Annotated in this window: 27 protein-coding genes and 1 pseudogene; 21 read left to right on the forward strand and 7 right to left on the reverse strand. The window is 70.5% G+C overall.

Annotated features, from left to right (window positions below; translation table 11 throughout):
- The first annotated feature begins 28 nt into the window (after positions 1–28).
- Together ACFYXF_RS16425 and ACFYXF_RS16430 are read left to right on the forward strand one after the other, a co-directional pair.
- Entirely contained in the window at positions 29–1,081 is a 1,053-nt protein-coding gene (locus ACFYXF_RS16425; protein WP_389350237.1) for a helix-turn-helix transcriptional regulator, read from the forward strand.
- The gene (locus ACFYXF_RS16430; RefSeq protein ID WP_389350368.1) at positions 1,081–1,605 is read left to right on the forward strand and encodes a DUF4240 domain-containing protein; all 525 of its coding nucleotides are present in this window, start codon (positions 1,081–1,083) and stop codon (positions 1,603–1,605) included. Before ACFYXF_RS16425 ends, ACFYXF_RS16430 begins: the two co-directional genes overlap by 1 nt.
- A gap of 19 nt (positions 1,606–1,624) precedes the next feature.
- Here ACFYXF_RS16430 and ACFYXF_RS16435 read toward each other — a convergent pair whose 3' ends face one another.
- Positions 1,625–1,882, reverse strand: a complete 258-nt coding sequence (locus tag ACFYXF_RS16435) for a hypothetical protein (protein ID WP_389350238.1) — start codon at positions 1,880–1,882, stop codon at positions 1,625–1,627.
- Between the two features lie 105 nt (positions 1,883–1,987).
- Positions 1,988–2,782, reverse strand: a complete 795-nt coding sequence (locus ACFYXF_RS16440; protein ID WP_389350239.1) for a peptidoglycan recognition protein — start codon at positions 2,780–2,782, stop codon at positions 1,988–1,990.
- Positions 2,783–2,997: 215 nt separating this feature from the next.
- Here ACFYXF_RS16440 and ACFYXF_RS16445 point away from each other — a divergent pair, with 215 nt between their 5' ends.
- Positions 2,998–4,182: a MarP family serine protease gene (locus ACFYXF_RS16445; RefSeq protein ID WP_389350369.1), complete on the forward strand. Its 1,185-nt coding sequence runs from the start codon at positions 2,998–3,000 to the stop codon at positions 4,180–4,182.
- Positions 4,183–4,227: 45 nt separating this feature from the next.
- Here ACFYXF_RS16445 and ACFYXF_RS16450 read toward each other — a convergent pair whose 3' ends face one another.
- A complete protein-coding gene (locus tag ACFYXF_RS16450) occupies positions 4,228–4,764 on the reverse strand; it encodes a GNAT family N-acetyltransferase (RefSeq protein ID WP_389350240.1) in 537 nt (178 codons plus the stop codon).
- Between the two features lie 62 nt (positions 4,765–4,826).
- On the opposite strand from ACFYXF_RS16450, the gene ACFYXF_RS16455 reads away from it, so the two are divergent.
- On the forward strand, positions 4,827–5,726 hold the full coding sequence (locus ACFYXF_RS16455) for a TIGR01777 family oxidoreductase (RefSeq protein WP_389350241.1): 900 nt from the start codon (positions 4,827–4,829) through the stop codon (positions 5,724–5,726).
- Between the two features lie 217 nt (positions 5,727–5,943).
- A complete protein-coding gene (locus ACFYXF_RS16460) occupies positions 5,944–7,347 on the forward strand; it encodes an NAD(P)/FAD-dependent oxidoreductase (RefSeq protein ID WP_389350242.1) in 1,404 nt (467 codons plus the stop codon).
- 118 nt (positions 7,348–7,465) lie between these two features.
- On the opposite strand, the gene ACFYXF_RS16465 is transcribed toward ACFYXF_RS16460, so the two are convergent.
- Entirely contained in the window at positions 7,466–8,908 is a 1,443-nt protein-coding gene (locus ACFYXF_RS16465) for a regulator (protein WP_389350243.1), read from the reverse strand.
- 249 nt (positions 8,909–9,157) lie between these two features.
- Between ACFYXF_RS16465 and lipB the strand changes: the two genes are divergently transcribed.
- The 4 genes from lipB (at position 9,158) to ACFYXF_RS16485 (ending at position 12,523) form a co-directional block, all read left to right on the forward strand.
- Entirely contained in the window at positions 9,158–9,985 is an 828-nt protein-coding gene (gene lipB / locus ACFYXF_RS16470; protein ID WP_389350244.1) for a lipoyl(octanoyl) transferase LipB, read from the forward strand.
- Positions 9,986–10,298: 313 nt separating this feature from the next.
- Entirely contained in the window at positions 10,299–11,264 is a 966-nt protein-coding gene (gene lipA, locus ACFYXF_RS16475; protein ID WP_389350245.1) for a lipoyl synthase, read from the forward strand.
- A 292-nt stretch (positions 11,265–11,556) separates the two neighbouring features.
- Positions 11,557–11,757, forward strand: a complete 201-nt coding sequence (locus ACFYXF_RS16480; RefSeq protein WP_389350246.1) for a hypothetical protein — start codon at positions 11,557–11,559, stop codon at positions 11,755–11,757.
- A gap of 67 nt (positions 11,758–11,824) precedes the next feature.
- A complete protein-coding gene (locus ACFYXF_RS16485) occupies positions 11,825–12,523 on the forward strand; it encodes a DUF4191 domain-containing protein (protein ID WP_105975996.1) in 699 nt (232 codons plus the stop codon).
- Positions 12,524–12,604: 81 nt separating this feature from the next.
- Here the strand turns inward: ACFYXF_RS16485 and ACFYXF_RS16490 are convergent, their stop codons facing one another.
- Positions 12,605–13,072, reverse strand: a complete 468-nt coding sequence (locus ACFYXF_RS16490; protein ID WP_389350247.1) for an RDD family protein — start codon at positions 13,070–13,072, stop codon at positions 12,605–12,607.
- 197 nt (positions 13,073–13,269) lie between these two features.
- Here ACFYXF_RS16490 and glnA point away from each other — a divergent pair, with 197 nt between their 5' ends.
- The 5 genes from glnA to ACFYXF_RS16515 all read left to right on the forward strand — a co-directional run bounded on the left by glnA (position 13,270) and on the right by ACFYXF_RS16515 (position 17,248).
- Positions 13,270–14,679 (forward strand): type I glutamate--ammonia ligase, encoded by a 1,410-nt coding sequence (glnA, locus tag ACFYXF_RS16495; protein ID WP_235479713.1) that lies wholly within the window; start codon positions 13,270–13,272, stop codon positions 14,677–14,679.
- Between the two features lie 141 nt (positions 14,680–14,820).
- On the forward strand, positions 14,821–15,087 hold the full coding sequence (locus ACFYXF_RS16500) for a hypothetical protein (RefSeq protein ID WP_389350248.1): 267 nt from the start codon (positions 14,821–14,823) through the stop codon (positions 15,085–15,087).
- Between the two features lie 177 nt (positions 15,088–15,264).
- Positions 15,265–15,465, forward strand: coding sequence for a hypothetical protein (locus ACFYXF_RS16505; protein WP_389350249.1), 201 nt, complete (start codon positions 15,265–15,267; stop codon positions 15,463–15,465).
- 228 nt (positions 15,466–15,693) lie between these two features.
- Complete coding sequence (htpX, locus tag ACFYXF_RS16510) at positions 15,694–16,626, forward strand: zinc metalloprotease HtpX (protein WP_389350250.1); 933 nt, start codon at positions 15,694–15,696, stop codon at positions 16,624–16,626.
- Positions 16,627–16,639: 13 nt separating this feature from the next.
- Positions 16,640–17,248, forward strand: coding sequence for a hypothetical protein (locus ACFYXF_RS16515; RefSeq protein WP_389350251.1), 609 nt, complete (start codon positions 16,640–16,642; stop codon positions 17,246–17,248).
- Positions 17,249–17,273: 25 nt separating this feature from the next.
- On the opposite strand, the gene ACFYXF_RS16520 is transcribed toward ACFYXF_RS16515, so the two are convergent.
- Entirely contained in the window at positions 17,274–17,570 is a 297-nt protein-coding gene (locus tag ACFYXF_RS16520; RefSeq protein ID WP_389350252.1) for a hypothetical protein, read from the reverse strand.
- Positions 17,571–17,826: 256 nt separating this feature from the next.
- Here ACFYXF_RS16520 and ACFYXF_RS16525 point away from each other — a divergent pair, with 256 nt between their 5' ends.
- Entirely contained in the window at positions 17,827–19,473 is a 1,647-nt protein-coding gene (locus ACFYXF_RS16525) for an alpha/beta fold hydrolase (protein WP_389350253.1), read from the forward strand.
- 160 nt (positions 19,474–19,633) lie between these two features.
- On the opposite strand, the gene ACFYXF_RS16530 is transcribed toward ACFYXF_RS16525, so the two are convergent.
- Entirely contained in the window at positions 19,634–19,942 is a 309-nt protein-coding gene (locus tag ACFYXF_RS16530; protein ID WP_369030873.1) for a hypothetical protein, read from the reverse strand.
- A 129-nt stretch (positions 19,943–20,071) separates the two neighbouring features.
- Here ACFYXF_RS16530 and ACFYXF_RS16535 point away from each other — a divergent pair.
- From ACFYXF_RS16535 to ACFYXF_RS16560, 6 genes and pseudogenes are all read left to right on the forward strand, one after another.
- Positions 20,072–20,158, forward strand: a pseudogene (locus ACFYXF_RS16535) (arsenate reductase family protein); the annotation flags it as partial.
- Positions 20,159–20,285: 127 nt separating this feature from the next.
- Entirely contained in the window at positions 20,286–20,942 is a 657-nt protein-coding gene (locus ACFYXF_RS16540) for a hypothetical protein (protein ID WP_389350254.1), read from the forward strand.
- Positions 20,943–21,278: 336 nt separating this feature from the next.
- The gene (gene glnII, locus ACFYXF_RS16545) at positions 21,279–22,307 is read left to right on the forward strand and encodes a glutamine synthetase (RefSeq protein WP_389350255.1); all 1,029 of its coding nucleotides are present in this window, start codon (positions 21,279–21,281) and stop codon (positions 22,305–22,307) included.
- 297 nt (positions 22,308–22,604) lie between these two features.
- Positions 22,605–23,210, forward strand: a complete 606-nt coding sequence (locus tag ACFYXF_RS16550; protein ID WP_389350256.1) for a winged helix-turn-helix domain-containing protein — start codon at positions 22,605–22,607, stop codon at positions 23,208–23,210.
- Positions 23,211–23,315: 105 nt separating this feature from the next.
- On the forward strand, positions 23,316–24,596 hold the full coding sequence (locus tag ACFYXF_RS16555) for a sensor histidine kinase (RefSeq protein ID WP_389350370.1): 1,281 nt from the start codon (positions 23,316–23,318) through the stop codon (positions 24,594–24,596).
- Positions 24,581–25,234 carry a LuxR C-terminal-related transcriptional regulator gene (locus ACFYXF_RS16560; RefSeq protein WP_389350257.1) on the forward strand — a complete coding sequence of 218 codons (654 nt, stop codon included), beginning with the start codon at positions 24,581–24,583 and terminating at the stop codon, positions 25,232–25,234. Before ACFYXF_RS16555 ends, ACFYXF_RS16560 begins: the two co-directional genes overlap by 16 nt.
- The last annotated feature ends 8 nt before the right edge of the window (positions 25,235–25,242 follow it).

The following is a 25,242-nucleotide window of genomic DNA, read 5'->3' on the forward strand; positions in this document are numbered from 1 at the left end:
GGGGCGGCGGGGGCGGAACAATGGCGTCATGCGTGCTGCTCGTCTCATCAAAATGGTGCTGCTTCTTCAGGCCCGGCCCGCCATGACCGGCGCCGAGCTGGCCCGGGAGCTGGAGGTCTCCGAGCGGACCGTCGCCCGGGACGCGCAGGCGCTGTCCGAGGCGGGCGTGCCCGTGTACGCCGACCGGGGACGGGTCGGCGGATACCGGCTGGTCGGCGGATACCGCACCCGCCTCACCGGACTGGCCCGCAGCGAGGCCGAGGCCCTGTTCCTGAGCGGAGTACCGGGCGCCCTGCGCGAGATGGGCCTGGAGGACACCGCCTCGGCGGCCCGCCTCAAGGTGGCCGCCGCGCTCCAGCCCGCCCTCCACGACACCCCCCGCACAGCGGCCCAACGCTTCCACCTGGACGCCCCCGCCTGGTTCAGCGAACCCCCCACCCCCGAGTCGCTGCCCACCGTCGCGGAAGCCGTGTGGGACGACCGTACGATCCTGGCCCGCTACCGTCGCGGCCCCGCCGACACCGACGTGGAGCGCACGCTGGAGCCGTACGGACTCGTCCTCAAGGCGGGCGTCTGGTACCTGTGCGCCCGCGTCCCGGAACACGCAGACACTGCCCCCTTCCGGGTGTACCGCGTCGACCGGTTCACCTCCGTCCAGGTGTCCGCCGAGCGCGAGCGCTTCACCCGCGACGACACCTTCGACCTCCCCGCGTTCTGGGCGGAGCGCGCGGCACAGTTCGCGCGGTCGATCCTGCGCGCGGAGGTCGTCGTACGGCTCTCGGCGGAAGGGGCGCGCAGACTGCCGTACGCCGTCGATCCTGTCGCTGCCAGGGACGCGCTGTCCGCCTGCGGCGACCCCGACGACCAGGGCCGGGTCACCGTGACGCTCGGGGTCGAGTCGGCGGAGGTCGCCCATACGCAGTTGGCGGCGCTCGGGCCGGAGGCGGAGGTGCTGGCTCCGGCGGAACTGCGGACGCGGTTCGCACAGGACGCACGACGGCTCACCGCCCTGTACACCCCATCACAATCCGTGCAGCTCCACGTGCGCGCCTCTCCCCCAGGGCCGATGCTGGACCCGTGATGGACGAGACGGAGTTCTGGGAGCTGGTGGACGCGACCCGTGAGGCCGCCGAGGGTGACCCCGAGGATCAGGCCGATCTGCTGGTCGAGCGGTTGCTCCAGCTCGATCCGGACTCGGTCCTCGACTTCGCCCGGCACTTCGAGTCGCGCTACAACCGCGCCTACCGCTGGGACCTGTGGGGCGCCGCCCGCGTACTGCTCGACGGGGCCGGCGAGGACGGCTTCGACTTCTTCCGGTGCTGGCTGATCGGGCAGGGGCGGGAGGTCTTCGAGGGCGCTCTGCACGGCGATCCCGACTCGCTCGCCGATCTGCTCGACGACTTCGACGACGAGATCGACGGGGACGGCGAGGAGCTGGGCTACGCGGCCGACGAGGCGTACGAGCAGCTCACCGGCACCGTCACCCCTGACCTGGGTATTCCGCCCGCGCCCGCGGAGCCCGAGGGCACGCCGCTCGACCTGGCGGACGAAGGCGCGCTCGCCGACCGGTTCCCCAAGCTGTGGCAGCGCTTCAAGGGCGGCTAACCGCCTGCCCGCCCGTCCTTCAGGCTGCCGCGCCCCGGCGGCGGGTCAGGTCCGACGGGATGTACGCCTGCTGCGTGTGGTCGGCCCGTACCGCGTGGTGCATGGGGGCCGCGTTGGCCTGGTCGAGGGCGGAGGCCGTGACCGCCGCCGGGCCCAGGACGACCGTCGCCACCGCGCAGAGCACGGTCCACGGGTTGCGCGCGGCCCCGGCCCAACTCCCGGAAGACCTCTTGCCGTCGGCCCGCTCCAGCGGGTTCGTACGACTGCTGCTGTTCATGATCCCCACCTCCAGTCAGTGCGTACGACGAAGGTAGGACCGGGAGTTGGGGCACTTCGTTGAGTGCGCTGTGGCGTACCTGTGAGGCTGCTTCCGGCTTCCGCCTCAGCGTCTGCCCTGGAGGCGCGCCGCCGTCTGTCTGATCGCCGGGAGGCGGGCCGTGAGGGCGGCGCCCGGGCAGCTCGTCATGTAGCCCTCGGTGTGGCCAGCCAGGGCGGGCAGGGAGACGGTGGTGCCGGAGCGGTACCGGCTCAGGCTGTTGCTGGAGACCAGGGGGACGCGGGTGCGCGGATCGATGCCCGAGAGGCCGAGTTTCCAGGCGGCGAGGGCGGCGATCGCGTCGGTCATGGCCCGCGGCACGGGCACGCCCGCGGTGAAGGTGCCGAGGGCGGCGATGCCGGTGGTGCGGTGGTTGAAGCCCTGGGTGTGGGCGCCGGTGACGGGGCGGTCGACACCGCCCGCGCGGCCCTCGTAGATGGTCCCGCAGCGGTCGACGACGAAGTTGTAGCCGATGTCGTCCCAGTCCCGGGTGCCGGTCTGGCCCGCGTACAGATAGCGGATGATGCGGGGCGCGTCGGCGCAGTCGTAGCCGTTGGGCGAGTCGGTGTGGTGGATGAACACGGCGACGACCCGGTCGTCGTAGCGCGGCGGCGGCTGGCTGCGTTCGGCGTCCGCGATCCACGCGGTACGGGGCACGATGCGCGGCTTGGCGGAGGGGTGGGCGACGGCAGGGCGGGCCGCGACGGGGTGGGCGGGGCGCGCGGTCGTACGGTCGACGCCTGCCGCGCACAGGACCAGGCCGACGGCGGCGGCGATTCCGGGCAGGCAGGCGAGCACCGCGCGGACGGCGCCCGGTACGCGGTGGACACGCGGGTCACCCGTGGACCCCTTGGACCCCATGGGCCCAACTGTGGGTGGGTTCCGTTCCGCCCGCGATGTGTGGTGTGCCACTTGGTGGAACCAACGTCCCGGTCCGGGACGTTTTTAGAGGTCCGGGGATCTGAAGCGCCTGTGGGACCGACGTGCGGCTGATCACCGGGCCCGTCCCGCGCGTACTACCGCATGTAAACCGCATGTACAGGGGGACCAAGGGGTCCAGGAGAGAGGCGGCCGGAGTGGACCTGCTCGACATCCTGCTGTTGCTGGTGATCCTCGGCTATGCCGCGTCCGGTTACCGGCGCGGTCTGGTGGCGGGCTGTGTCTCACTGGCGGGGTTCGTGGGCGGCGCCGTCATCGGGGTGTGGGTGCTGCCGTGGATCATGGAGCTGGTCGAGGCCGGGACACCCGGCGCCACGGTGACGGCCGTGCTCACGGTGCTGGTGCCGGCGGTGGTGGGTCATGAGCTGATGGGCAGATTCGCGCTGAAGCTGCGCCGCGAGCTGGACCAGGGGCCGCTGCGGGTCGCCGACGGGGTCGGCGGGGCCGTGGCCAACGCGATCGCCGTGCTGATGGTGTCCTGGGTGGCCGCGAGCGTCCTGGGCGCCTCCTCCTCACCGCTGGTCACGACGGCGATCCGGGACTCGGCGCTGCTGGGCGCGGTGCAGAACGCGATGCCGGAGACCACCCCGACCTGGTTCTCGCGGGCCACGTCCGCCCTCACCCAGGCGGGCTTCCCGCAGGTCTTCAACCCCTTCGAGAACGAACCGGCGACGAGTGTCGCCAAGCCCACCGGTGACAGTGTCACGGCGAGCGCGACGAACGCGGCCAAGATGAGCACGGTCAAGGTCGAGGGCGTCGCGGGCAACCAGGGCCGCGAGGGCAGCGGTTTCGTCTACTCGGCCCGGCATGTGATGACCAACGCCCATGTGGTGGCGGGCATCGACGACCCGACCGTCCGGGTGGGCGGCGTCGGGACGGCGTACGAGGCGCGGGTGGTGCTCTTCGACCCCGACAAGGACGTGGCCGTGCTGTACGTCCCCGATCTGCGCGCCCCCGTGCTGCGCTTCGACGACAGCGCGGAGCGGGGCGACTCGGCGGTGGTCGCGGGCTATCCGCAGGACGGCGACCTGAATCTGCAGGCGGCGACGGTCGCCGACAAGGTGCGGGCGCGGGGCCAGAACATCTACAACAGCGAGACGGTGACCCGCGAGATCTACTCGATCCGCTCGACCGTCCGCCCGGGCAACTCCGGCGGCCCGCTCCTCACCACGGACGGCGAGGTGTACGGCGTGGTCTTCGCCCGCTCCACGTCCGACGACGAGACGGGCTACGTCCTGACGGTGGACGAGGTCTCCGGCGACGCCGAACGCGCGGCGACCTCGACGACACCGGTGGACACGGGCGACCTGGTCACGTCGTAGACGTCCTGGCGGCTCATTGGCGGCTCCTTGGCTGCTCCTTGATGGCTACAGCTCCCGGCCCATGAGTACGTCGTCCACGAACTCCCCGTCCAGGAGGAACTCCCGGGGCTGTATGCCCTCGACGACGAAGCCCTCCGACTCGTACAGCCTGCGGGCCGGGGCGTTGTGTCCGAGGACGCGCAGCGAGAGGCGCAGGGCGCCCCGGCGGCGGGCCTCGGCCACGGCGGCCCTGATCAGCAGCCGCCCCACGCCCATGCCGCGCGCCTCGTCGGAGACGGCGAGCCCCTGGATCTGCCGGACGTGCGCGTTCGACGCGAGCGGAGTGGGGCGGGCGAGCTTGACATAGCCCACGACCCGGCCGTCCCCGGTCGCGGCGACCAGATGGTCGCGCGGGTCGGACGTCTCGAAGAACGGCGTGTACGGCGGTCTGGCTCGGGGTGTGACGGAGTGCAGGGTGGACCATGTGGCGCGGTCGAGCCGGCCGAGGGCGTCCTCGTCGCCGGGCAGGGCGAGGCGCACGAACGGCTCACTGCTCTCGTACGCGTCGTTCGGCCGGTGTGATCGCTGGGAGTCGGGCGGCATGGAGATCACTGTAGAGCGGGGGTACGACAACGGGTCCGGGGCAGGTGGCGCAGGATAGGACCATGGAACGCTCGCGAATCGCGGTGGCCGGTGCGTCCGGTCTCATCGGTACGGCCCTGGTGCGGTCCCTGACCGCCGACGGGCACGAAGTGCGCCGCCTGGTACGGCACGCGCCCCGGACGAAGGACGAGGTCCGCTGGGACCCCGCGGGGCGGACGGTCGACACGGCCGGACTGGTGGGCTGCGACGCCGTGGTGAACCTGGCCGGGGCGGGGGTCGGGGACCGGCGCTGGACGGACGCGTACAAGCGGACGATCCGGGAGAGCCGGCTCCTGGGGACGGCGACGCTCGCCGAGGCGGTCGCCTCGCTGGACGAGCCGCCGCGGGTCTTCGTGAACGGCAGCGCGATGGGCTACTACGGGGAGACCGGCGAGCGGGCCGTGGACGAGGACGCCCCCGCGGGGGACGGTTTCCTGCCGTCGCTGTGCGTGGAGTGGGAGGCGGCCACTGGCCCGGCCCAGGAGGCGGGCGTACGGACGGTCTTCGCGCGGACCGGGCTGGTGGTGGCGCGCGGTGGCGGGGCCTGGGGAAAGCTGTTTCCGCTGTTCAAGGCGGGTCTCGGTGGGCGGATGGGCGACGGGCGGCAGTACTGGTCGTTCATCTCGCTGCACGACGAGGTGGCCGCGATCCGGCATCTCATCGACACCGACGGGCTGTCCGGGCCGTTCAACCTGACCGCGCCGCAGCCGCTCACCAACCGCGAGATCACGGCGGCGATGGGGCGCGTGCTGCACCGGCCCACTCTCTTCACGGTGCCCTCCCCCGTGCTGCGGCTGGTGCTGGGCGAGATGTCCGGGGATGTGCTCGGCAGCGCGCGGGTGCTGCCGAAGCGGCTGCTCGAGTCCGGGTTCACGTTCGCGTTCCCGGAGATCGACGACGCGATCCGGGCGGCGCTCGCCTGACCCTCCCCCGCGCCCCGGGTCCGCACCCCGGTTGACCGTGTGCGACGGCATGCGACCGCCGTGCGACCGTGCCCTGTTCATGCGCGACTTCCGCCTGCCGCGAGCCGCCCTACTCTCGGTCCGAACGGTCCGAACGACCGAACTCGCTTATCCCGTACGCCTGTTGGGGCAGCGGAGCCCCGGCCGGCCGCGTCACACCGCGATCGAGGGAGGGCACGTGCTTGAGCCCGCGCACCAGGCGGACGTCGTCATTGTGGGGGCCGGGGTCGCCGGACTCGCGGCCGCCCATCGGCTGACCAGCGCAGGAGTAACGACCGCGGTCCTGGAGGCCGCCCCTTACGTCGGGGGCCGGATGGCGACCGAGAAGGTCGACGGTTTCCGGCTCGACCGGATCGGGCAGCTGCTGTCCACGTCGTATCCGGAACTGCGGCTGACCCCGGGCCTGGACGCGCTCGTCCTGCGTCCCTTCGCACCCGGTGTCCTGGTGCACAGCGACGGACGCAGGCACCGCGCGGGCGCTCCGCTGAGCGGCGGGGGCGCACGGGGCGCACTCGGCGCGGTGCGCGCCCTGGCAAGCGCCCCCGGGCCGGCGAGGACGGCCAGGTCCCCCCGGCCGGTGGCATCGGCGGGGGCGCGCACCGGCGCACCGCTCGCCGGGGCGGTCGGCGGCGCGGTCGACCAGGCCCGGCTGGGCGCCGCCCTTGGCCGACTCGCCGCTGTCCCCGTCCAGCGCCTGCTGGCCCGCCCCGAGCTTCCTGCCGCCCACGCCCTGGCCAACCGCGGCCTGCCCGCACGGACGATCGAGGGCTTTCTGCGCCCGCTGCTGGCCGCACTGCTCTGCGACCCCGAGCTGACCACGTCGAGCCGGTGCGCGGATCTCGCGCTGCGGGCGTTCGCGAGCGGCCGGCTGTGCGTGCCGGAGGGTGGCGCGGAGACCCTGCCGGAGCTGCTCGCGCGGACACTGCCGCCGGGCACGGTGCACACCGGGGTGCGGGTCACGTCCATCGCCACCAACCTCGTCACCACCGCCGACCACGGCGAACTGCGCTGCCGTGCCCTGCTGGTGGCGACCGACGCCCGCGCCGCCGCCGATCTGCTGCCCGGCCTGCGCGTACCCGACTTCCACCCGGTGACCGTCGTCCACCACACGGCCGACGAGCCCCCGGAGACCGGCGCGTTCCTGCTCCTGGACGCGGACCGCCGGGGCCCGGTCGCGCACACGTCGGTGATCAGCCGCGTGGACCCGTCCCGCTCCCCCGCGGGCCGCCCGCTGATCTCATCAACGGTGCTGGGCCCCCCTCCACAGGACGTGGACACGGCGGTACGAGCCCACCTGTCCCGCCTCTACGGCACGCCGACCACCCACTGGGAGACCCTCGCGGTACACCACACCGCCGAGGCAGTCCCGGCAATGCGCCCACCCCACGACCTACGCCGCCCGGTACGCCTCCTGGCGGGCCTGTACGTATGCGGCGACCACCGGGACACCAGCACGGTCCAGGGCGCCCTCCACTCCGGCCACCGAGCCGCGTCAGCGATCCTGACGGACCTGGGCGCGGACCCGGTGCGGGTACCGGAGCCGTTGCCCAGGTGTACTACGGCAACGGCCGAGGCAGCCTGAGCGGGTGCGGGCCTGACAGCGACGGTTCGACCGCGCCCCTTCAGGGGCGCGGGGCTGTATCGATATGCGGCTCCGCCGCGTGGGCGCGACCAGCCACGACGGCGCCGCAGTGAACCGACTACCCGAGCGCGGCAACCTTGTCCCGGTACCCCCTGACAGGCGCCGCGTCCCGATACGGCTCCAACCGCCGCTCGAAGTCCCGCACATACTCTGTCGCCCGCACCGACCGCATCTCGGCCGCCGCCCCCGCCGCCTCGGCCCCCAACTGACAGGCCTGGTCCAGCTCGCCAAGCCCCAGCCGGGCCGAAGCGAGCACGACCCGGCAGAAGAGCCGACTGCGAGCGAAAGCGGGCGCACGCAACTGCAACGAGCGCTCCGCATGCTGCGCGGCGGCCCGGAACTGCTGCAGATCCCGGTGACAGTGCCCGAACTCGTCGGCGAGCTGCGCCTCGTCGAAGAACCGAGCCCAGTGCGGCACCTCGTCGCCGGGCCGAGCCGCTTCGAGGGCACGCTCGGCCCGTACGAGCGACGCGGTGCAGGCTCGGACCTCACCGAGCACCCCATGGGCACGCGCCTCGCACGCGTGCAGCAGCGACTGCACGACGGGCGGCGCGGTCGTACCGACGCCCTGCTGGGCCACCCGCGCGAGCTGCACGGCCTCCCGCCCGTGCCCGAGGTAGACGGCCTGCCGGCTCATGGTGGCCAGCACGTACGAGCCGTACGCCCGGTCCCCCGCCGCCTGCGCGAGCCGCAGCGCCTGCACGAAGTACCGCTGGGCGAGCCCGTGCGCGGCGATGTCGTACGAGGTCCAGCCCGCGAGCCGGGTGAGGTCGGAGGCCGCCGCGAACAGACGGCGGCCCGTCTGCTCGCCGTACGTGCCGCGCAGCATGGGCTCGGTCTCGTGTTCGAGGTAGCGGACGAGGGCCTGTCTGGCGTGGCCGCCCCCATAGGCGTCGTCGAGGGTGCGGAACAACTCGCCCACTGACCGGAGGGCGGCGATGTCACCTCCGGTGACCTTCTGCCCGGGCCCGCGCTCGGCCTGCCCGCGCTGCCGGGGCACGCCTGGCCGCCCCTGCACGGGCACCCGGACGGCGGGCGGCTGGTCACCGCGGCCGACCCGGTCGTCGGGCCGCCCGATCAGCCAGTCCCGGCTGGGCACGACGAGCCCCGCCGGGGTGAAGGCGATCTTGCGCAGTTCGGCATGGCTGCCGGAGTCCTTGCGCCACAGGCCGCTGACGATGTCGACGGCCTCCTCGGGAGTGGCCGCGAACTCCAGCCCCGCGTAGACGGGCGCACAGGCGTCGAGCCCGAGGTCCTGGGCGGTGAGCCGGCGTCCGAGACGCCGGGTGAACACCTCGGCGATGAGGGCGGGGGTGGTGCCGCGGGGCTGCTGTCCGCGCAGCCATCGGGTCACCGATGTCTTGTCGTATCTGAGATCGAGTCCGTGTTCAAGGCCGAGCTGGTCGACCCGACGGGCCAGACCCGCGTTGGAGAATCCCGCTTCTGCGATGAGCGCGGCGAGCTGTCGATTGGGAGTGCGCTGCGCGGGTCGTTCCGTCATCTGCGGTGCGGTCTCCTGCCTTCGGGCCCTCTGATGTGCCCGGTTTGCTGGTGAGCAGCCCTTTATGGCCTGGCGAACGGCGCGAATGTAGCGGAGCGTAAGCAGCCGATCGCACATTTCGCCGTACATTCATCCGATCGTGTGAGGATTGGGCGCCGGACTGACGGGCAGCGGCCGGACGTACAGTGGCTTGGGCGCGTTATGTGCCTGACGGAACCAGGGAGCCAGGTAGCCGGGGAGGCGCTTGCCGTGAGTGAGTTGCGGTTCGTCCGAATGGGATTCGGCGCGGAGGGCGCAGAGGGCGCCGCCGGCACCGATGGCGTCGCGTACGTCGACTACCAGGAGGCCTGGGACGAGCAGCGCCGGGTGCACGCGGCCCGTTTCGCGGACGAGATCCCCGACACCTGCCTGCTCCTCGTGCACCCCCCGGTCTACACGGCCGGCCGGCGTACCGACCCGAGCGAGCGTCCCCTCGACGGCACTCCGGTCATCGACGTGGACCGCGGCGGCAAGATCACCTGGCACGGCCCCGGCCAGCTGGTGGGCTACCCCATCCAGAAGCTGCCGCGTCCGGTGGACGTCGTGGCGCATGTACGGCGGCTGGAGGAGGCGCTGATCCGGACGTGCGCGGAGTTCGGGGTGGAGACGTCTCGGGTGGAGGGGCGGAGCGGGGTGTGGGTGCTGGGGGACCCGGTGGAGTCCCGCCCCGCGGCATCGCTCGGCGGTCTCTCCCTGGACCTGGACCCGCGCCTGACGGACGACGAGTTCGACCCCCGGCTGAACGGACCCGAGTACGCGCCCTCGAACGCCGGGCAGCGCCGCGAGGACCGCAAGCTGGCGGCGATCGGGATCCGGGTGGCGAAGGGCGTCACGATGCACGGCTTCTCGCTGAACGTGAACCCGGACAATGTGTGGTTCGACCGGATCATCCCGTGCGGGATTCGCGACGCGGGGGTTACGTCGCTCGCGAACGAGCTGGGGCGGGATGTGACGGTGGGGGAGGTGCTGCCGGTGGTGGAGCGGCAGTTGCGGGAGATTCTGGAGGGGGCGGAGTTGCGGGCACGGGTGGTGGCGTAGGGGGCTTTTTCTTCGCCCCCGCCGCCCCTACCCGTTCCCATCCCTGGGGGCTGCCGCCCCCAGACCCCCGCTGTCGGCCTGAACGGCCTCGTCCTCAAACGCCGGACGGGCTGAAAAACTAGCCCCTCCGGCGTTTGAGGAGCGGGGTCTGGGGCGGAGCCCCAGAAGGATGGGACGGGTAGGGGCGGCGGGGGCGAGAAAAAACCGCCCCGGGAATGCACCCCTCGTCCCGAAGGTTGCCCGTCTCGTAGGGCGGGAAGCGCACGGGCGTACCCTGGTGTACGCCGAAGAATCGAAGCTACAGGGAGCCATCGTGTCCGCAGTCGCACCCGACGGACGCAAGATGCTGCGCCTGGAGGTCCGGAACGCCCAGACCCCCATCGAGCGCAAGCCCGAGTGGATCAAGACCCGGGCGAAAATGGGTCCCGAGTACACGAAGATGCAGAACCTCGTGAAGAGCGAGGGCCTGCACACCGTCTGCCAGGAAGCCGGCTGCCCCAACATCTACGAGTGCTGGGAGGACCGCGAGGCCACGTTCCTCATCGGCGGCGACCAGTGCACCCGCCGCTGCGACTTCTGCCAGATCGACACCGGCAAGCCCGAGGCCCTGGACCGCGACGAACCCCGCCGCGTCGGGGAGTCCGTGGTCACCATGGATCTGAACTACGCCACCATCACCGGCGTCGCCCGTGACGACCTGGAGGATGGCGGGGCATGGCTGTATGCCGAGACCGTCCGCCAGATCCACGAGCAGACGGCGGCACGCGAGGCCGGCCGGACCAAGGTCGAGCTGCTCGCGCCCGACTTCAACGCCGTACCGGAGCTGCTGGCCGAGGTCTTCTCCTCCCGCCCCGAGGTCTTCGCGCACAACGTCGAGACGGTCCCCCGCATCTTCAAGCGCATCCGCCCGGGCTTCCGCTACGACCGCTCGCTCAAGGTCATCACCGACGCCCGCGACTACGGTCTGGTGACCAAGTCCAACCTGATCCTCGGCATGGGCGAGACCCGCGAGGAGGTCAGCGAGGCGCTCCGGCAGCTGCACGAGGCCGGGTGCGAGCTGATCACCATCACGCAGTACCTGCGTCCGACCGTCCGGCACCACCCCGTCGAACGCTGGGTGAAGCCGCACGAGTTCGTCGAGCTGAAGGAGGAGGCCGAGCAGATCGGCTTCTCCGGGGTCATGTCCGGCCCGCTGGTGCGTTCTTCGTACCGCGCCGGCCGCCTTTACCAGATGGCCGTCGAGAAGCGCGGCGCGTACATCGCCTCGCAGGCAGTCTGAACCGGTCCCTCGGCGCCTGACACACCGTCACCCACCCTGCCCAGCAAGGGCGCAGCAGACGTGTGAATTCGCGCACAAGTAACTACCCGCCAGTAACGGCCGATTCCGTGCGGTCCTGACCGTCCTCCCAGTTGGGGGCATACGTCAGGGCCGCATCGGCGTTTTCACCTTCCGTATCAAGGCTTCATCGGTGTTTGACCGGCAGGTCACGCCCTGGTAACACCAATCAGTGACCCTGTCTTTACACGATGTGCACCCTTACCCAGAGCCGTTCCGAGGGGGGACCACCACCATGCAGGCCGCGCCCGTCCGCGCCACACCCATTCCGTCGTTCACCGACGCACTGCGTGCCGTCGAGTCGCTGCTGATGAGCAGCGGCCAGCGCACCGCCCGTCAGAACGCCTGGACCTCCGTCCTGGAGGACCGCCGTCGCGCCAAGGACCGGGTCGAGGCGCAGCGCGTCCTCGAACAGGCCCTGGCCACCCGCCCCTGACCCTCTCTCCCGCTTCCTCACGGCACCGCCGTCGTCGGCGCTTCCAGGGCCACGTAGACTTCACGGCATGGCGAGGAAGGAAACCGCGGCGGACGCCGCGAACCCCGGGCGACTCAAGCAGATCGCCCTGACGTACAAGATGACCCGCAAGGCCGACAAGAAGATCGGTCTTGTACTCGCGGCTGTCGGAATCTTCACCTTCGGTGTCTTCCTCGCGATCGGCTTCCTGATCGGTCACCCGATCTATCTCGGAATTCTCGGGCTCCTGCTCGCCTTCCTCGCGACGGCGATCGTGTTCGGGCGCCGGGCCGAGCGGGCCGCGTTCGGACAGATGGAGGGCCAGCCGGGTGCCGCGGCAGCCGTGCTGGACAACATCGGCCGGGGCTGGACGACGACTCCGGCGGTGGCGATGAACCGCAGCCAGGACGTGGTGCACCGCGCGGTCGGCAAGGCCGGCATCGTGCTGGTCGCCGAGGGCAACCCGAACCGGGTGAAGAGCCTGCTGGCCGCCGAGAAGAAGAAGATGGCCCGTATCGTCGCGGACGTGCCGGTGCACGACCTGCTGGTCGGCACGGGCGAGGGCCAGATCGAGCTGAAGAAGCTCCGTACGACGATGCTCAAGCTGCCGCGCGTTCTCGCCGGCCCCCAGGTGACCGCCACCAACGACCGACTGCGGGCGATGGGCGACCTGATGAGCAACATGCCGCTGCCGAAGGGCCCCATGCCGAAGGGGATGCGCATGCCGCGCGGCGGCAAGATGCGCTGACGCCCACTCTCTCCCTCGTACGACGTTGGGGGCGCCCGGATCACTCCGGGCGCCCCCAACGTCGTACTGCACGGAAAAGTGTCAGATCCGTACTTCCACCGTGCGCGCCAAGCGGTCGTGCAGCCCTCGGCCGTCGCGGTCCCAGATCAGGGGCGGGAGGGCGAGGAAGAACAGGATCGTTCGCAGCGTGGCGCGCGGCGGGCTGACGCGGCCGGTGTCCAGGGCGACGACCCGCAGGCCGAAGAGCCGCTTGCCCGGGGTGAAGCCGAGTGTGCCCAGGGTGAGCAGGAGCAGGGCCAGGAGGATGAGCGGTGCCCAGACCTGCGCGGCCTCGTTATAGCTGTCCGTGACCAGGCCGTATGCGATCAAGAGGCACAGGCCCCAGTCGACGGCCAGGGCGCCGAGCCGGCGGCCCGGGCGGGCGATCGAGCCGGGGCCCTCCTCGGGCAGGCCGAGCTGTTCGCCCCGGTATCCGAAGTCGACACCGGCTTCCTCCGCGGCTGCGCGCGGTCCGGAGAGCCACGAGCCGATTGCGTCCCTGTTGTCCACCCGACCACCGTACTGCGCCCGATTTTCGATACCTACAGGTGGGTCGCCCGGCCGGAGTCCGGTTAACTTGGTCGAAACAAATGGGTCATGCCTGAGAAATCACCTGTCCCTAAGGTCGGATCCAACGTGTGCCACCGCACTGGCCGCACGAACGAACTACCACCCCGGCACGGACGGCTGGGAGTAGGAGGAGCTGGATGTTCCAGAATGCCGACGAGGCCAAGAAGTTCATCGCGGACGAGGACGTCAAGTTCGTCGACGTCCGATTCTGCGATCTGCCGGGTGTGATGCAGCACTTCACGCTGCCGGCGACGGCCTTCGACCCGGACGAGGAACTTGCCTTCGACGGCTCCTCGATCCGCGGCTTCCAGGCCATCCACGAGTCCGACATGGCGCTCCGCGCCGACCTGTCCACCGCGCGTGTAGACCCGTTCCGCAAGGACAAGACGGTCAACATCAACTTCTTCATCCACGACCCGATCACGGGCGAGCAGTACTCCCGTGACCCGCGGAACGTGGCGAAGAAGGCGGAGGCGTACCTGGCGTCGACGGGCATCGCCGACACGGCCTACTTCGGCCCCGAGGCGGAGTTCTACGTCTTCGACTCCGTCCGCTTCGCGACCCGCGAGAACGAGTCCTTCTACCACATCGACTCCGAGGCGGGCGCCTGGAACACCGGTGCGCTGGAGGACAACCGCGGCTACAAGGTCCGCTACAAGGGCGGTTACTTCCCGACCCCGCCGGTCGACCACTTCGCCGACCTGCGTGCGGAGATCTCCCTGGAGCTGGCCAACTCCGGCCTCCAGGTCGAGCGCCAGCACCACGAGGTGGGCACCGCCGGCCAGGCCGAGATCAACTACAAGTTCAACACGCTGCTCGCCGCGGCCGACGACCTCCAGCTCTTCAAGTACATCGTGAAGAACGTGGCGTGGCGCAACGGCAAGACCGCGACCTTCATGCCGAAGCCGATCTTCGGCGACAACGGCTCGGGCATGCACGTCCACCAGTCGCTGTGGACCGGCGGCCAGCCGCTCTTCTACGACGAGGCCGGCTACGCGGGCCTGTCGGACACCGCCCGCTACTACATCGGCGGCATCCTCAAGCACGCCCCGTCGCTGCTCGCGTTCACCAACCCGACGGTGAACTCGTACCACCGCCTGGTCCCCGGCTTCGAGGCCCCGGTCAACCTGGTGTACTCGCAGCGCAACCGCTCCGCCGCGATGCGTATCCCGATCACGGGCTCGAACCCGAAGGCCAAGCGCGTCGAGTTCCGTGCGCCCGACTCCTCCGGCAACCCGTACCTCGCGTTCTCGGCCCTCCTCCTGGCGGGCCTGGACGGCATCAAGAACAAGATCGAGCCGGCCGAGCCGATCGACAAGGACCTCTACGAGCTGGCCCCCGAGGAGCACGCGGGCGTCTCCCAGGTCCCGACGTCCCTCCCGGCCGTCCTCGACTCCCTGGAGCGCGACCACGAGTTCCTCCTCCAGGGCGACGTGTTCACGCCGGACCTGATCGAGACGTGGATCGACTTCAAGCGCACGAACGAGATCGCGCCGCTCCAGCTGCGTCCGCACCCGCACGAGTTCGAGCTGTACTTCGACGTGTGATCGACCCAGTTCGGTACGTCAGCGCCCTCGCCCCGGTTTTCGGTGGCGGGGGCGCTGTCATACGTACGGACTATGCTGAAAAGACCTCGCACAGGCACTCGCACAGGCATGGAACCGGACGGGATCAGAGAGGCAACGGGGATGACAGGCAGGCCCGAACAGGACGACAGTGAGCGGGAGTTCGACATCAAGTGGGCGGACAACGCCGAGCTGAAGGAGCCCTCCGCTCGGGCCCGGATGCTGGCCGCCCGCTGGAAGGAGAATCCGCCGGAAGCCGTGCCGTTCCGGGGTGAGCCCGAGGGGGCGGGGCCGCGCAGGTCGTCGTGGATATCGACGGCCGTGGTCCTTGGCTGTGTCGCCGCGGTCATCCTGGTGCTGGGGTACGTCCAGTTCCAGGCGCCGTACTAGCCGTACCGGCGGTTCTGGCCGTCCTTATATCGCGCGACCGGGCGGGGTGGGCCTGTGCGCGGTATGTCGTCCGGCAGGTGGGAGGTGACCCGGCTGCCTTGTATCGGGACCGGTGTGCCCGGGCCGGACGACCCGGCGCTGTCTCACGGTGCCGTTGCCGGGCCGACGGAGCGCGGGATGCGGGCCGACGCGGAGTCACTGTGGCCGCTGCTCGGGCATTCCGACACCAGGGTGCGGGCTCGGGCGGTGGCGGGGTTCCCGGCGCTGGATGTGACGGACGTACGGGGCTGGCAGGCGCCGGCCGGTGGCCCGCGCTGGTCGGCGGAGGTGGTCGAGTTGCTGACCCGGGGCGGCAGCTGTCCAGGTAGTGCCTGCTGAGCGGGCGCGACCGGTATCAGGTCGGCATCGGAGCCGAGCAAGGTGGTCGCGCCGCTTGCCCCAGGGCGGCATCTGTCCAGCAGGTACAGGCTGAGCGGGCGTGACCGGTCCGAGGTCGGTATCGGGGCCTAGCCTTTGCTGGGCCTAGGGGTGGTCGCGACCGCTTCATGGGGTGGGGCGGGTGCACACTGGGCAGTGGGGCGAGTGCCTGACTGCGGGGTGGTACCTATGCCGAACCGGGTGCGGAGCGATCGAGGGCTGACCGTGCGGATGACGGTCACGCTGTTTCTGCTCGGACTGCTGTACGTGGCCTTTGTCGCCGCGTTGATCGTGTTGCTGAAGTCCTGGGTGCTGGTCGTGGTGGTCGCGGCGGCGTTCCTCGGTGCGCAGTACTGGTTCTCCGACCGGGTCGCCCTCTTCGCGATGCGCGGGCGGGTCGTGGAGCGGGAGGAGTATCCGCAGCTCCATGGGGTGATCGACCGGCTGTGTGCCGTGGCCGATCTGCCCAAGCCCGTGGTCGCCGTTTCGGATATGGACATGCCCAATGCCTTTGCTACCGGGCGCAACGCCGATCATGCCGTGGTGTGTGTGACCACCGGGCTGCTGCGGCGGCTGGAGCCTGCCGAGCTGGAGGGTGTGCTCGCGCACGAGCTGTCCCATGTCGCGCACAAGGACGTCGCCGTGATCACCGTCGCGTCCTTCCTCGGCGTCATCGCCGGGCTCATCGTGCGGTTCGCCTTCTACTCGCAGTTGTTCGGCGGAGGCCGGCGGGATCAGAACACCGCTGTCGTCTTCATGGCCGTGATGGGTGTCTCCGCCGCTGTGTACTCGATCAGTTTTCTGCTGATCCGTGCCCTGTCCCGGTACCGGGAACTGGCCGCCGACCGCTCCGCCGCGCTCCTCACCGGGCGGCCCTCGGCACTGGCCTCCGCGCTCACCAAGGTCTCCGGTGACATCGCCAGGATCCCGTCGAAGGACCTGCGGACCGCGCAGGCCTTCAACGCCTTCTACTTCACGCCCGCCCTCGGCAAGGAGCCGGGCCTGGCACGGTACTTCTCCACCCACCCCAGCCTGGAGCAGCGGCTCGACCAACTGGGGCAGATCTCGAACGAGTTGGGAGAGGCTGCGACTCCTGGCAGCAGCGGCTCCGGGAAGGTGTGAGGGAGGAGGCTTTATGGGGCTGCTTGACATTCTGCTCGGGCGTACCAAGCCCGTCGCGCCCGATCTCGACCGGCTGTTCGGGCTGCCCTCGGCCGCGGTGACCCTCCAGGCCGCGGCCGGCTTCACGCCCACGGGCCGCGGGTCGGTGTGCTTCGCCACCGTGGAGGGCGCGGCCTTCGACGACGTACGCAAGGAGGTCCAGGCGCTGCTCGACGCGGACACGGAACGGACCGGGCCGCCGGTCGAGCTGGTCCGGGACGAGTACGGGTACTCGTGGCTGGTGTCGTGGCGCGGGCCCGAGGATCTGCCCGCGCTCGTGGGGGATCTGCACGCGGTCAACAGCGCGTTGGAGGCCAGTGGGTTCGGGCCTCAGTTGTTGTGTTCCGTGGTCGGGTTCGAGGATCCCGACGGTTCGGGAGAGGGTGCCCGGCGGCTTGCGCTTGTCTATCTCTACAAGCGCGGGACCTTCTATCCCTTCTCTCCGCTGGCCGGCGGTGACAGTCACGGTCAACAGCGGGACAGTTCCCTGGAGTTGCAGGTGCGCGCCGCGCTCTCCGGGGATCTGCGGATCGAGGAGGATCTGAGCCGGTGGTTCCCGGTGTGGGGTGCCCCCGGTCTGTGAGGTGACAGACCGGGGGCACGCCCTGTTACTGGCCCTTGCGGTCCTGGCGGCGGGACTGCACGGGGCGCTCACGGCGGTAACGGCGCTCCCACTTGGCCTGCTGGTCCCTGCGCTGACGGTAGGCGCGGTAGCTCGCGGGCGAGGAACCCGCGGCCGGGCCGCCCGCTCCTCCGGCTCCGGACGAGGGGGCCGCTGTGCCGCTCCCCGTACGGCCGTAGCGGAAGTAGACGTAGAGCAGGCCTGCGGCGCCGAGCCACAGGATGCTGTTGTTGAAGCCCATGATGATCAGAACGACGGTCGCGGAAATGATCAAGGTGCCCATGACGGGACTCCTTGTGGTGGCGTGGGTGGTTGAGCGGTGATGTGCGTGACGGTGTGCTCCGACGGGGCGCTGGGGGTGGGCGTCCCTCCGTCGGTGCGTAGAGAGTAGCCCCGAGTCCCGTAAGTGACGCCTGTCCGGCGAGAAGCGGTGTCTACGGCTTCGCTACGCCTGTCCAGCGTAGGGACGGAGGGGTAGGCGGCGCATCTGCATTTCTCCGTGCACGGCGTGAGTGAATGGCTCATGAGTGAATGGGCTCATGAGTGAGCTGCTTCCCTTCACGTACGACTTCGACGGTGAACTACTCGGCGGGGTGTACGGGGGTGACCCGGGCGGGGATCCGGGTGCGGCGACCGTCGTTCTGCTGCACGGCGCCGGCAACGGAAGCAAGGAGCGACTGCTGCCGCTGCTCGCCGAGTTCGTCGCGCGTGGCTGTCACGGGCTCGCCTTCGACTTCTCGGGGCACGGTGAAAGTACGGGCGCGCTCGGCGAGTTGAGCCTGCGGCGGCGGTTCGAGCAGGCCGTCGGGGTCATCGGGGCGCGGGTTCCCGGGGACGGTCCGCTCGTGCTGGTGGGGTTCAGCATGAGCGGGCAGACCGTGGCGGATCTCGCGGGGCACTACGGGGAGCGGGTCGCCGCGCTGGCGTTGTGCGCGCCCGCCGTGTACGGGGGCGAGGCGTGGGACGTGCCGTTCGGTGACGGGGACGGGCGCTTCAGCAAGTTGATCCGGACGCCGGGGAGTTGGCGCGGGGCGCCCGCGCTGGATGCGCTGCGGGCGTACGACGGGCGGGCGGTGCTGGTCGTTCCGGGCAGCGATCATGTCATTCCGGCCGAGGTGACCGATGCGGTGACGGAGTCGCTGGCGGCGCGTGCGCAGTTCACCCGTCTCGAACTCCCCGACGCCGACCACTTCTTGGGGCTCTGGTTCCGCGAACACGCCGAGGCTCGGCGGGAGTTCGTGGACGCGGTGCTCACCGGTCTCGGCGACCGGGGGTGGACGGCGACGCGGGCCTGGGTGGCCGAGCAGTTGCCGGAGGGGGCTGCCGTGCGTGACTCGCGGACGTTGTACGGCGGTTGGAGCTCTCAGATGCGGCGGCTCACCCTGGATGACGGCAGTGGTGTGGTGCTGCGGTCGTTCGTGAAGCCGTTCTTCCGGCATCACGGGCCGGGGCTGCTGGCCCGGGAGGCGGACGTACTGACGCTGCTGGCGGATCGGGAGAGTGTGCCCGCGCCTCGGCTGATCGCGGTCGACGCCGATGCCGAACACTGCGACCATCCCTCGTTGTTGATGTCGTTGCTGCCGGGGCGGGTACGGGTCGACGCCTCCGAGGAGGACCTGGAGCGGCGGCTGGATCTGCTCGCGGGTCAACTCGTACGGATCCATGAGGGCGTACCCGAGAAGCTGCCGCGTGACTACCAGGCCTGGACGTCTCCGGAGCGGGTGCGTGCCCCCGGCGGGGTGCTGTGGGAGCGGGCCGTGGACGTGATTCGGCGGGCGGCTCCCGCGTACGAGGGGTGCTTTCTGCATCGGGACTTTCATCCCGGGAACGTTCTCTTCGAGGGGGAGGGTGAGGAGTTGCGGGTCAGTGGGGTCGTGGACTGGGTCGAGACCTCGTGGGGGCCCGCCGATCTCGATGTCGCGCACTGTTCGACGGCGGTCGCGTTGTTGTACGGGGTGGAGTACGGGCTGGGGTTCGGGGAGCGGTATGTGTCGCTGGGCGGGCGGCGGCTGGCCGACGGGCGGGAGCACTTGTACTGGCGGTTGCTGGATGCGCTGGGGTATGCGCCTGATGCGGGGAAACTGGCGGGGCCCTGGAGGGAGTTGGGGCGGGGGGATTTGACTGCGGAGGTGCTTGGGGGGCGGTTGCGGGGGTATGTGGGTGGGTTGTTGGAGCGGTATGCGTGAGGGGTGGGTGGGGTGGATTCTTTCGCCCCCGCCGCCCCTACCCGTCCCATCCCGTTCCTGGGGGCTGCGCCCCCAGACCCCCCTTCGGCCTGAACGGCCTCGTCCTCAAACGCCGGACGGGCTGGAAGATCCAGCCCGTCCGGGTTCCTGTTCCGCTTGTTCAGCGGGAGTAGCGCATCAGGGCTCGGACCATGTGGCAGGTCGTGTCCGACGGGGGGTGGATGCCGATCAGGTCTGCCGCGCTGCGGATCGTTTCGTTGCGGGCCTGGTTCGGCATGTAGACGCCCGAGTCGAGCAGGGCGATGGCCAACCGCATCGCCTTGAGGCGGCGGTTGTGGGTGACGTACCACTCACGGGGGCGGCCCGGCGGCAGCGGGCGCTTCTCCACTGGGGCGTACGGCAGTTCGAGCAGGACCCCCCTCCTGGCGGTGGACTGGGTGGGCGACGGCTTGAGAGCGGCAGCGGGCACAGGCATCCTCCTGTCGCGGTCAGAGTGGCACCGGAACGCCCGGCGACACCCTCGAACACTTATCCCATTCTACTGCCTGGCACTGACAAAAGGCCCTGGCCACAAGGCCTCTTGCGCACCCTGAGCCCCATGGAAATCTGGCTCGACCCGGCCTGTTCCAAGTGCCGCGGAGCACCGTCGCCGCTCGACGCCGAGGGTGCCGAAAACGCCGTGCGGGATGCCCTGTCCCGGTGACCGAGCGCGTGACGTACGTCACTTCGGTGGCTTCCGTAACCGCTGAGTAACACCGTTCGGTATCTCGTACATAGCGACGTCCGCTCCCCTATCTCTTCAGGAGGCGCGCATGTCGCGTAGGAGAACTGTCAGTACGAAGAAGAAGCTCGCGCTGTTGGTCAGTGCCGTGGCGGTGGCGGGCGGTGGTGCCTTTGCCATGGCGGCCACCTCCAACGCGGCGCAGACCGCCGCCGACTCGACCGTCTGCCAGGGGCTCGCCACCGCCCTCGGCAACAACCAGAAGTTCATCGCGGGACAGCAGGCCAGTCCGGACGCCCAGTCGGCCGCCCGGATCGCCAACCGTGAAGCGGTCATCGCGCAGATCAAGGTCCAGCAGGAAGCGTCCGGGTGTGTGGTTGGGGAGTCGGCTCAGGACTCCCAGGTCGCACCGCCCGCCGCGCAGCCTGTCACTCAGGCCCCGTCTCCGACTCGGACCGCCTCGCCCGCGGCGCCCGCCGCCCCTGCCGTGCCCGCCAACGGGCAGCAGGTCTGCACCGGGTCCACCGTCACCCTCTCCGGGGAGGGCGGTGCGCCCGCCGCGTCCAGCAACCAGTTCCCCGCCGGGACCACGTTGCGCGTCACCAACCTGGACAACAACAAGTCCACGACGGTGAAGGTCACCTCGGTCTCCGGCAGTTGCGCCCTTCTCAACAACGCGGCCTTCGAGCAGGTCCGCGAGCCCGGCAAGTTCCTGATCCGCCGGGCGCTGATCGAGAAGGTGGGGTGAGGGTCCAGCGTCGGCATCTGCTCGGACAAGGGTCCTGTCGCTCTCGGCCAGGGGTGGCAGGGCCCTTCCGTGTGCGGGCGCGTCGCCGTCCGGGGCCCTCTCAACCCCTTCGCATACGAGGTCCCGGGGGCGCCCGCCCCGTTTCCCCTCCGTCGCTCCCCCGGCCTCCGCACGTGAAACTCACCACAAGAACACCAGGTAACACGGGGTTCACATTCGAGCAATGATCGGGAAATCGCCTGTTGACAGGCTCGCGGGTAACAGGAAGCGGCGCCCCAGTGCCGCAGCGCCGCAGCACCCGCAAGTGCGCCTAGACCCACCCCGAAGGATGGTCCCGTGACCTTCAAGGCTGAGTACATTTGGATCGACGGCACCGAGCCGACGGCCAAGCTCCGCTCCAAGACCAAGATTCTGGCCGACGACGCCAAGGGCGCCGAGCTGCCGATCTGGGGCTTCGACGGGTCTTCCACGAACCAGGCCGAGGGGCACTCCTCGGACCGCGTGCTCAAGCCTGTCGCCTCCTTCCCGGACCCGATCCGTGGCGGTGACGACATCCTCGTCATGTGCGAGGTCCTCGAGATCGACATGACGCCGCACTCGTCCAACACGCGTGCCGCGCTGACCGAGGTGGCCACGAAGTACGCCGCTCAGGAGCCGATCTTCGGCATCGAGCAGGAGTACACCTTCTTCGACGGCTCCCGTCCGCTGGGCTTCCCCGAGGGCGGCTTCCCGGCCCCCCAGGGCGGCTACTACTGCGGTGTCGGCGCCGACGAGATCTTCGGTCGCGAGATCGTCGAGGCCCACCTGGAGAACTGCCTCAAGGCCGGTCTCGCCATCTCCGGCATCAACGCCGAGGTCATGCCCGGTCAGTGGGAGTTCCAGGTCGGCCCGGTCTCCCCGCTGGAGGTCTCCGACCACCTGTGGATCGCCCGCTGGCTGCTCTACCGCACCGCCGAGGACTTCGGCGTCTCCGCGACGCTGGACCCGAAGCCGGTGAAGGGCGACTGGAACGGCGCCGGTGCGCACACCAACTTCTCCACCAAGGCGATGCGCGAGGGCTACGACGCGATCATCACCGCGTGCGAGTCCCTCGGCGAGGGCTCGAAGCCGCTCGACCACGTCAAGAACTACGGCGCCGGCATCGACGACCGCCTGACCGGTCTGCACGAGACCGCCCCGTGGAACGAGTACTCGTACGGTGTCTCCAACCGTGGCGCCTCGGTCCGTATCCCGTGGCAGGTCGAGAAGGACGGCAAGGGCTACATCGAGGACCGCCGCCCGAACGCCAACGTCGACCCGTACGTCGTGACGCGGCTGATCGTCGACACCTGCTGCGAGGCCCTGGAGAAGGCCGGCCAGGTCTGATCCCCGGTTTGACCAGATAGTGAGAAGGGGTGTCCACCACACGGTGGACACCCCTTCTCTGCTTCCCCTCCTCTCTGCTTCAATAGGGACCATGGCCAGCTTCCAGAAGTACCTCGCGACAGGTCGCCACGACCTCGAGCCCTTCTGGCCTTCCCGTCAGCACCATGACTTCGACCGGGTGTGTTGTCGCGCGATGAACGCGCCGGCCCTCTAACGCCGTACTCCCGGCCTTCGGCCAGCGCGCAGTCGACGTACGTCAGACCAGACGACCTCCTCGCGCGAAAGAGCTGACCTCTCATGGCGACCACCACTCGCTCCCTCTCCCCCGTCTCTCCGCTCTCCCCGGCCCCCGCGTCCCCCAACGGCTCCGCACGGCACCGACTGCGTGCCGTCGACCGGGACGAGGTGGTCGACGTCACGGACTTCCTGCCGCCGGGCGCCACCTGGCTGCCGGCTCCCCCGCACACCCTGCCCACGCTGCCGGGCCAGCCGCCGATGATCGGCTACCTGGTGCTCGTACCGGCCGACCAGCAGCCTCCCGTACTGCCGTTCGCGCTCCCGGACCCGGAGCCGGCCCTGGAGCCGGAGCAGCCGGGTACCGACGGCGGGCGTCCCCTCGTACGCGTCGACAACGTGCAGCGCACCGCCGAGGTCGACGGGCAGCCGCTGGATCTCACGTACCTGGAGTTCGAGCTGCTCGCCCATCTGGTCGCGCACCCGAACCGGGTGCACACCCGCGACCAGCTGGTCACCACGGTGTGGGGCTACGGGCATGTCGGCGACGGCCGCACCGTCGACGTCCACATCGCCCGGCTGCGCCGCAAGCTCGGTACGGAGCACCGGCAGGCGATCCAGACGGTTCGCCGGGTCGGGTACAAGTACACGCCCCCGACCGCGCGTTGAGCTGTCACCCGTACCCAGGGGTGTGCCTGACACCACCCCCCGGTACGGGTGTTCGCGCCAGTGACCGGGCCGGGTGCGCTCAGCGAGACTGACCGTATGGACCGTATGGGCGACGCCATCGACGCACGCGTTCGGGTTCGGGCTCGTACGGTCGTGCTTGCCGGGGCACGGGCCCTGCTGCTCGCCGTGGCCTCGATCGGCGGGTCGGCGCTGCTCCTCGTGCTCTCCCTCGTCTCCCTCGCTCTCGTGCCCGTCCTGGGCGTCGGGCTCCTGACCACACCTGTGGTCGTCAAGTGGGTGCGGGCGTGGGCCAATTGGCGGCGGCTGATGGCCGTGCGGTGGGGCGGGGTGCGGATTCCGCCCCGGTATCGGGTGGTGCCTGCGGACGCGGGGCGGTGGGCGCGGACGCTCGGAGTGCTGCGGGATCCGGCCACCTGGCGGGAGTTCGGGTGGCTGCCCGTCGACGCCGTGCTCGGGTTCGTGACCGCGCTGGTGCCGGCGGCGCTGCTCCTGTACCCGTTCGAGGGGTTCGCGCTGGCCCTGGGGCTGTGGCGGGTGTTCACTGACGGGACGTACGTCGGCTGGTGGTACGGGTTCGTGCCGGTCGGCGGGCAGGACAGCGCGCTCGCCGCCGGTGCCCTCGGGGCCGTACTCCTGCTCGCCTCCTGGTGGCTGACGCCCGCCCTGCTGCGGTTCCACTTCCTGTTCACCCGGGCCCTGTTGGGCGCCGGACGCGGTGAACTCGCCGAGCGGGTGCGGGTGTTGACCGAGACGCGGCGGGACGCCGTGGACACCTCCGCCGCCGAACTCCGGCGTATCGAGCGGGACCTGCACGACGGGGCGCAGGCGCGGCTGGTCGCCATGGGGATGGATCTGGGGACCGTCGAGGCGCTCATCGAGAAGAACCCGGAGAAGGCACGGGAGTTGCTCGCGCGGGCCCGGCGCTCCTCCGCCGAGGCGCTCGCCGAACTGCGCGACCTGGTGCACGGCATCCATCCGCCGGTGCTCGCCGAGCGCGGACTGGGCGACGCCGTAAGGGCGTTGGCGCTGCGGCTCCCCCTCGACACCGAGGTCGCGGTCGATGTCGAGGGCGGGCGGGCCGACGCGCCCGTCGAGTCGGCGGCCTATTTCGCGGTGAGCGAGGTGCTGACCAACGCCGTGAAGCACTCCGGCGCCGAGCGGGTGTGGGTCGATCTGCGGTACGGGGAGGGGGCGTTGCGGATCGTCGTCACCGACAACGGGCGCGGCGGGGCCCGTGTCGGGGGCGGGTCGGGGCTGGCCGGGGTCGAGCGGCGGCTCGGTACATTCGACGGCGTCCTGGCCGTCAGCAGCCCCGTGGGCGGTCCCACCATGGTGACCATGGAGATTCCTTGCGAGTTGTCCTAGCCGAAGACCTGTTCCTGCTGCGCGACGGCCTGGTCCGGCTGCTGGAGGCGTACGACTTCGAGATCGCCGCCGCGGTGGAGAGCGGCCCCGAGCTGGACCGGGCGCTCGCCGAACTGGCACCGGACGTCGCCGTGGTGGACGTACGACTGCCGCCGACGCACACCGACGAGGGGCTGCAGTGCGCGCTGCGGGCCCGCCGGGCGCGGCCGGGGCTGCCGGTGCTGGTGCTGTCGCAGCACGTGGAGCGGCTGTACGCGCGGGAGCTGCTGGCCGACGGGGACGGCGGGGTCGGCTATCTGCTCAAGGACCGGGTGTTCGACGCGGAGCAGTTCGTGGACGCCGTACGACGGGTCGCGGCGGGCGGTACCGCCATGGACCCGCAGGTGATCCAGCAGCTCCTTGCGGGGCGCGCCGGGGACGGCCGGCCGCTGGGGCGGCTGACGCCCAGGGAACTGGAGGTGCTGGAACTGATGGCGCAGGGACGTTCGAACGCGGCGATCGCGGGGCATCTTGTGGTCACGGAGCGGGCGATCGCCAAGCACACGTCCAACATTTTCGCCAAACTCGGACTCGAGGTGTCGGACGACGACAATCGCCGTGTCCTGGCGGTACTCGCCTATCTGGACCAGGGGCGTTGAAAGCGCAC

Source organism: Streptomyces sp. NPDC002680 (assembly GCF_042889145.1).
In the GTDB taxonomy this organism is placed as follows: domain Bacteria; phylum Actinomycetota; class Actinomycetes; order Streptomycetales; family Streptomycetaceae; genus Streptomyces; species Streptomyces adonidis.

Coding starts and splice junctions, on each gene's coding strand:
- ACFYXF_RS16425 (WP_389350237.1), top strand. CDS start 29: ATGCGTGCTGCTCGTCTCATCAAAATGGTGCTGCTTCTTCAGGCCCGG.
- ACFYXF_RS16430 (WP_389350368.1), top strand. CDS start 1,081: ATGGACGAGACGGAGTTCTGGGAGCTGGTGGACGCGACCCGTGAGGCC.
- ACFYXF_RS16435 (WP_389350238.1), bottom strand. CDS start 1,882: ATGAACAGCAGCAGTCGTACGAACCCGCTGGAGCGGGCCGACGGCAAG.
- ACFYXF_RS16440 (WP_389350239.1), bottom strand. CDS start 2,782: ATGGGGTCCAAGGGGTCCACGGGTGACCCGCGTGTCCACCGCGTACCG.
- ACFYXF_RS16450 (WP_389350240.1), bottom strand. CDS start 4,764: ATGCCGCCCGACTCCCAGCGATCACACCGGCCGAACGACGCGTACGAG.
- ACFYXF_RS16455 (WP_389350241.1), top strand. CDS start 4,827: ATGGAACGCTCGCGAATCGCGGTGGCCGGTGCGTCCGGTCTCATCGGT.
- ACFYXF_RS16465 (WP_389350243.1), bottom strand. CDS start 8,908: ATGACGGAACGACCCGCGCAGCGCACTCCCAATCGACAGCTCGCCGCG.
- ACFYXF_RS16480 (WP_389350246.1), top strand. CDS start 11,557: ATGCAGGCCGCGCCCGTCCGCGCCACACCCATTCCGTCGTTCACCGAC.
- ACFYXF_RS16485 (WP_105975996.1), top strand. CDS start 11,825: ATGGCGAGGAAGGAAACCGCGGCGGACGCCGCGAACCCCGGGCGACTC.
- glnA (WP_235479713.1), top strand. CDS start 13,270: ATGTTCCAGAATGCCGACGAGGCCAAGAAGTTCATCGCGGACGAGGAC.
- ACFYXF_RS16500 (WP_389350248.1), top strand. CDS start 14,821: ATGACAGGCAGGCCCGAACAGGACGACAGTGAGCGGGAGTTCGACATC.
- ACFYXF_RS16505 (WP_389350249.1), top strand. CDS start 15,265: ATGCGGGCCGACGCGGAGTCACTGTGGCCGCTGCTCGGGCATTCCGAC.
- htpX (WP_389350250.1), top strand. CDS start 15,694: ATGCCGAACCGGGTGCGGAGCGATCGAGGGCTGACCGTGCGGATGACG.
- ACFYXF_RS16515 (WP_389350251.1), top strand. CDS start 16,640: ATGGGGCTGCTTGACATTCTGCTCGGGCGTACCAAGCCCGTCGCGCCC.
- ACFYXF_RS16520 (WP_389350252.1), bottom strand. CDS start 17,570: ATGGGCACCTTGATCATTTCCGCGACCGTCGTTCTGATCATCATGGGC.
- ACFYXF_RS16525 (WP_389350253.1), top strand. CDS start 17,827: ATGAGTGAGCTGCTTCCCTTCACGTACGACTTCGACGGTGAACTACTC.
- ACFYXF_RS16540 (WP_389350254.1), top strand. CDS start 20,286: ATGTCGCGTAGGAGAACTGTCAGTACGAAGAAGAAGCTCGCGCTGTTG.
- ACFYXF_RS16550 (WP_389350256.1), top strand. CDS start 22,605: ATGGCGACCACCACTCGCTCCCTCTCCCCCGTCTCTCCGCTCTCCCCG.
- ACFYXF_RS16555 (WP_389350370.1), top strand. CDS start 23,316: ATGGGCGACGCCATCGACGCACGCGTTCGGGTTCGGGCTCGTACGGTC.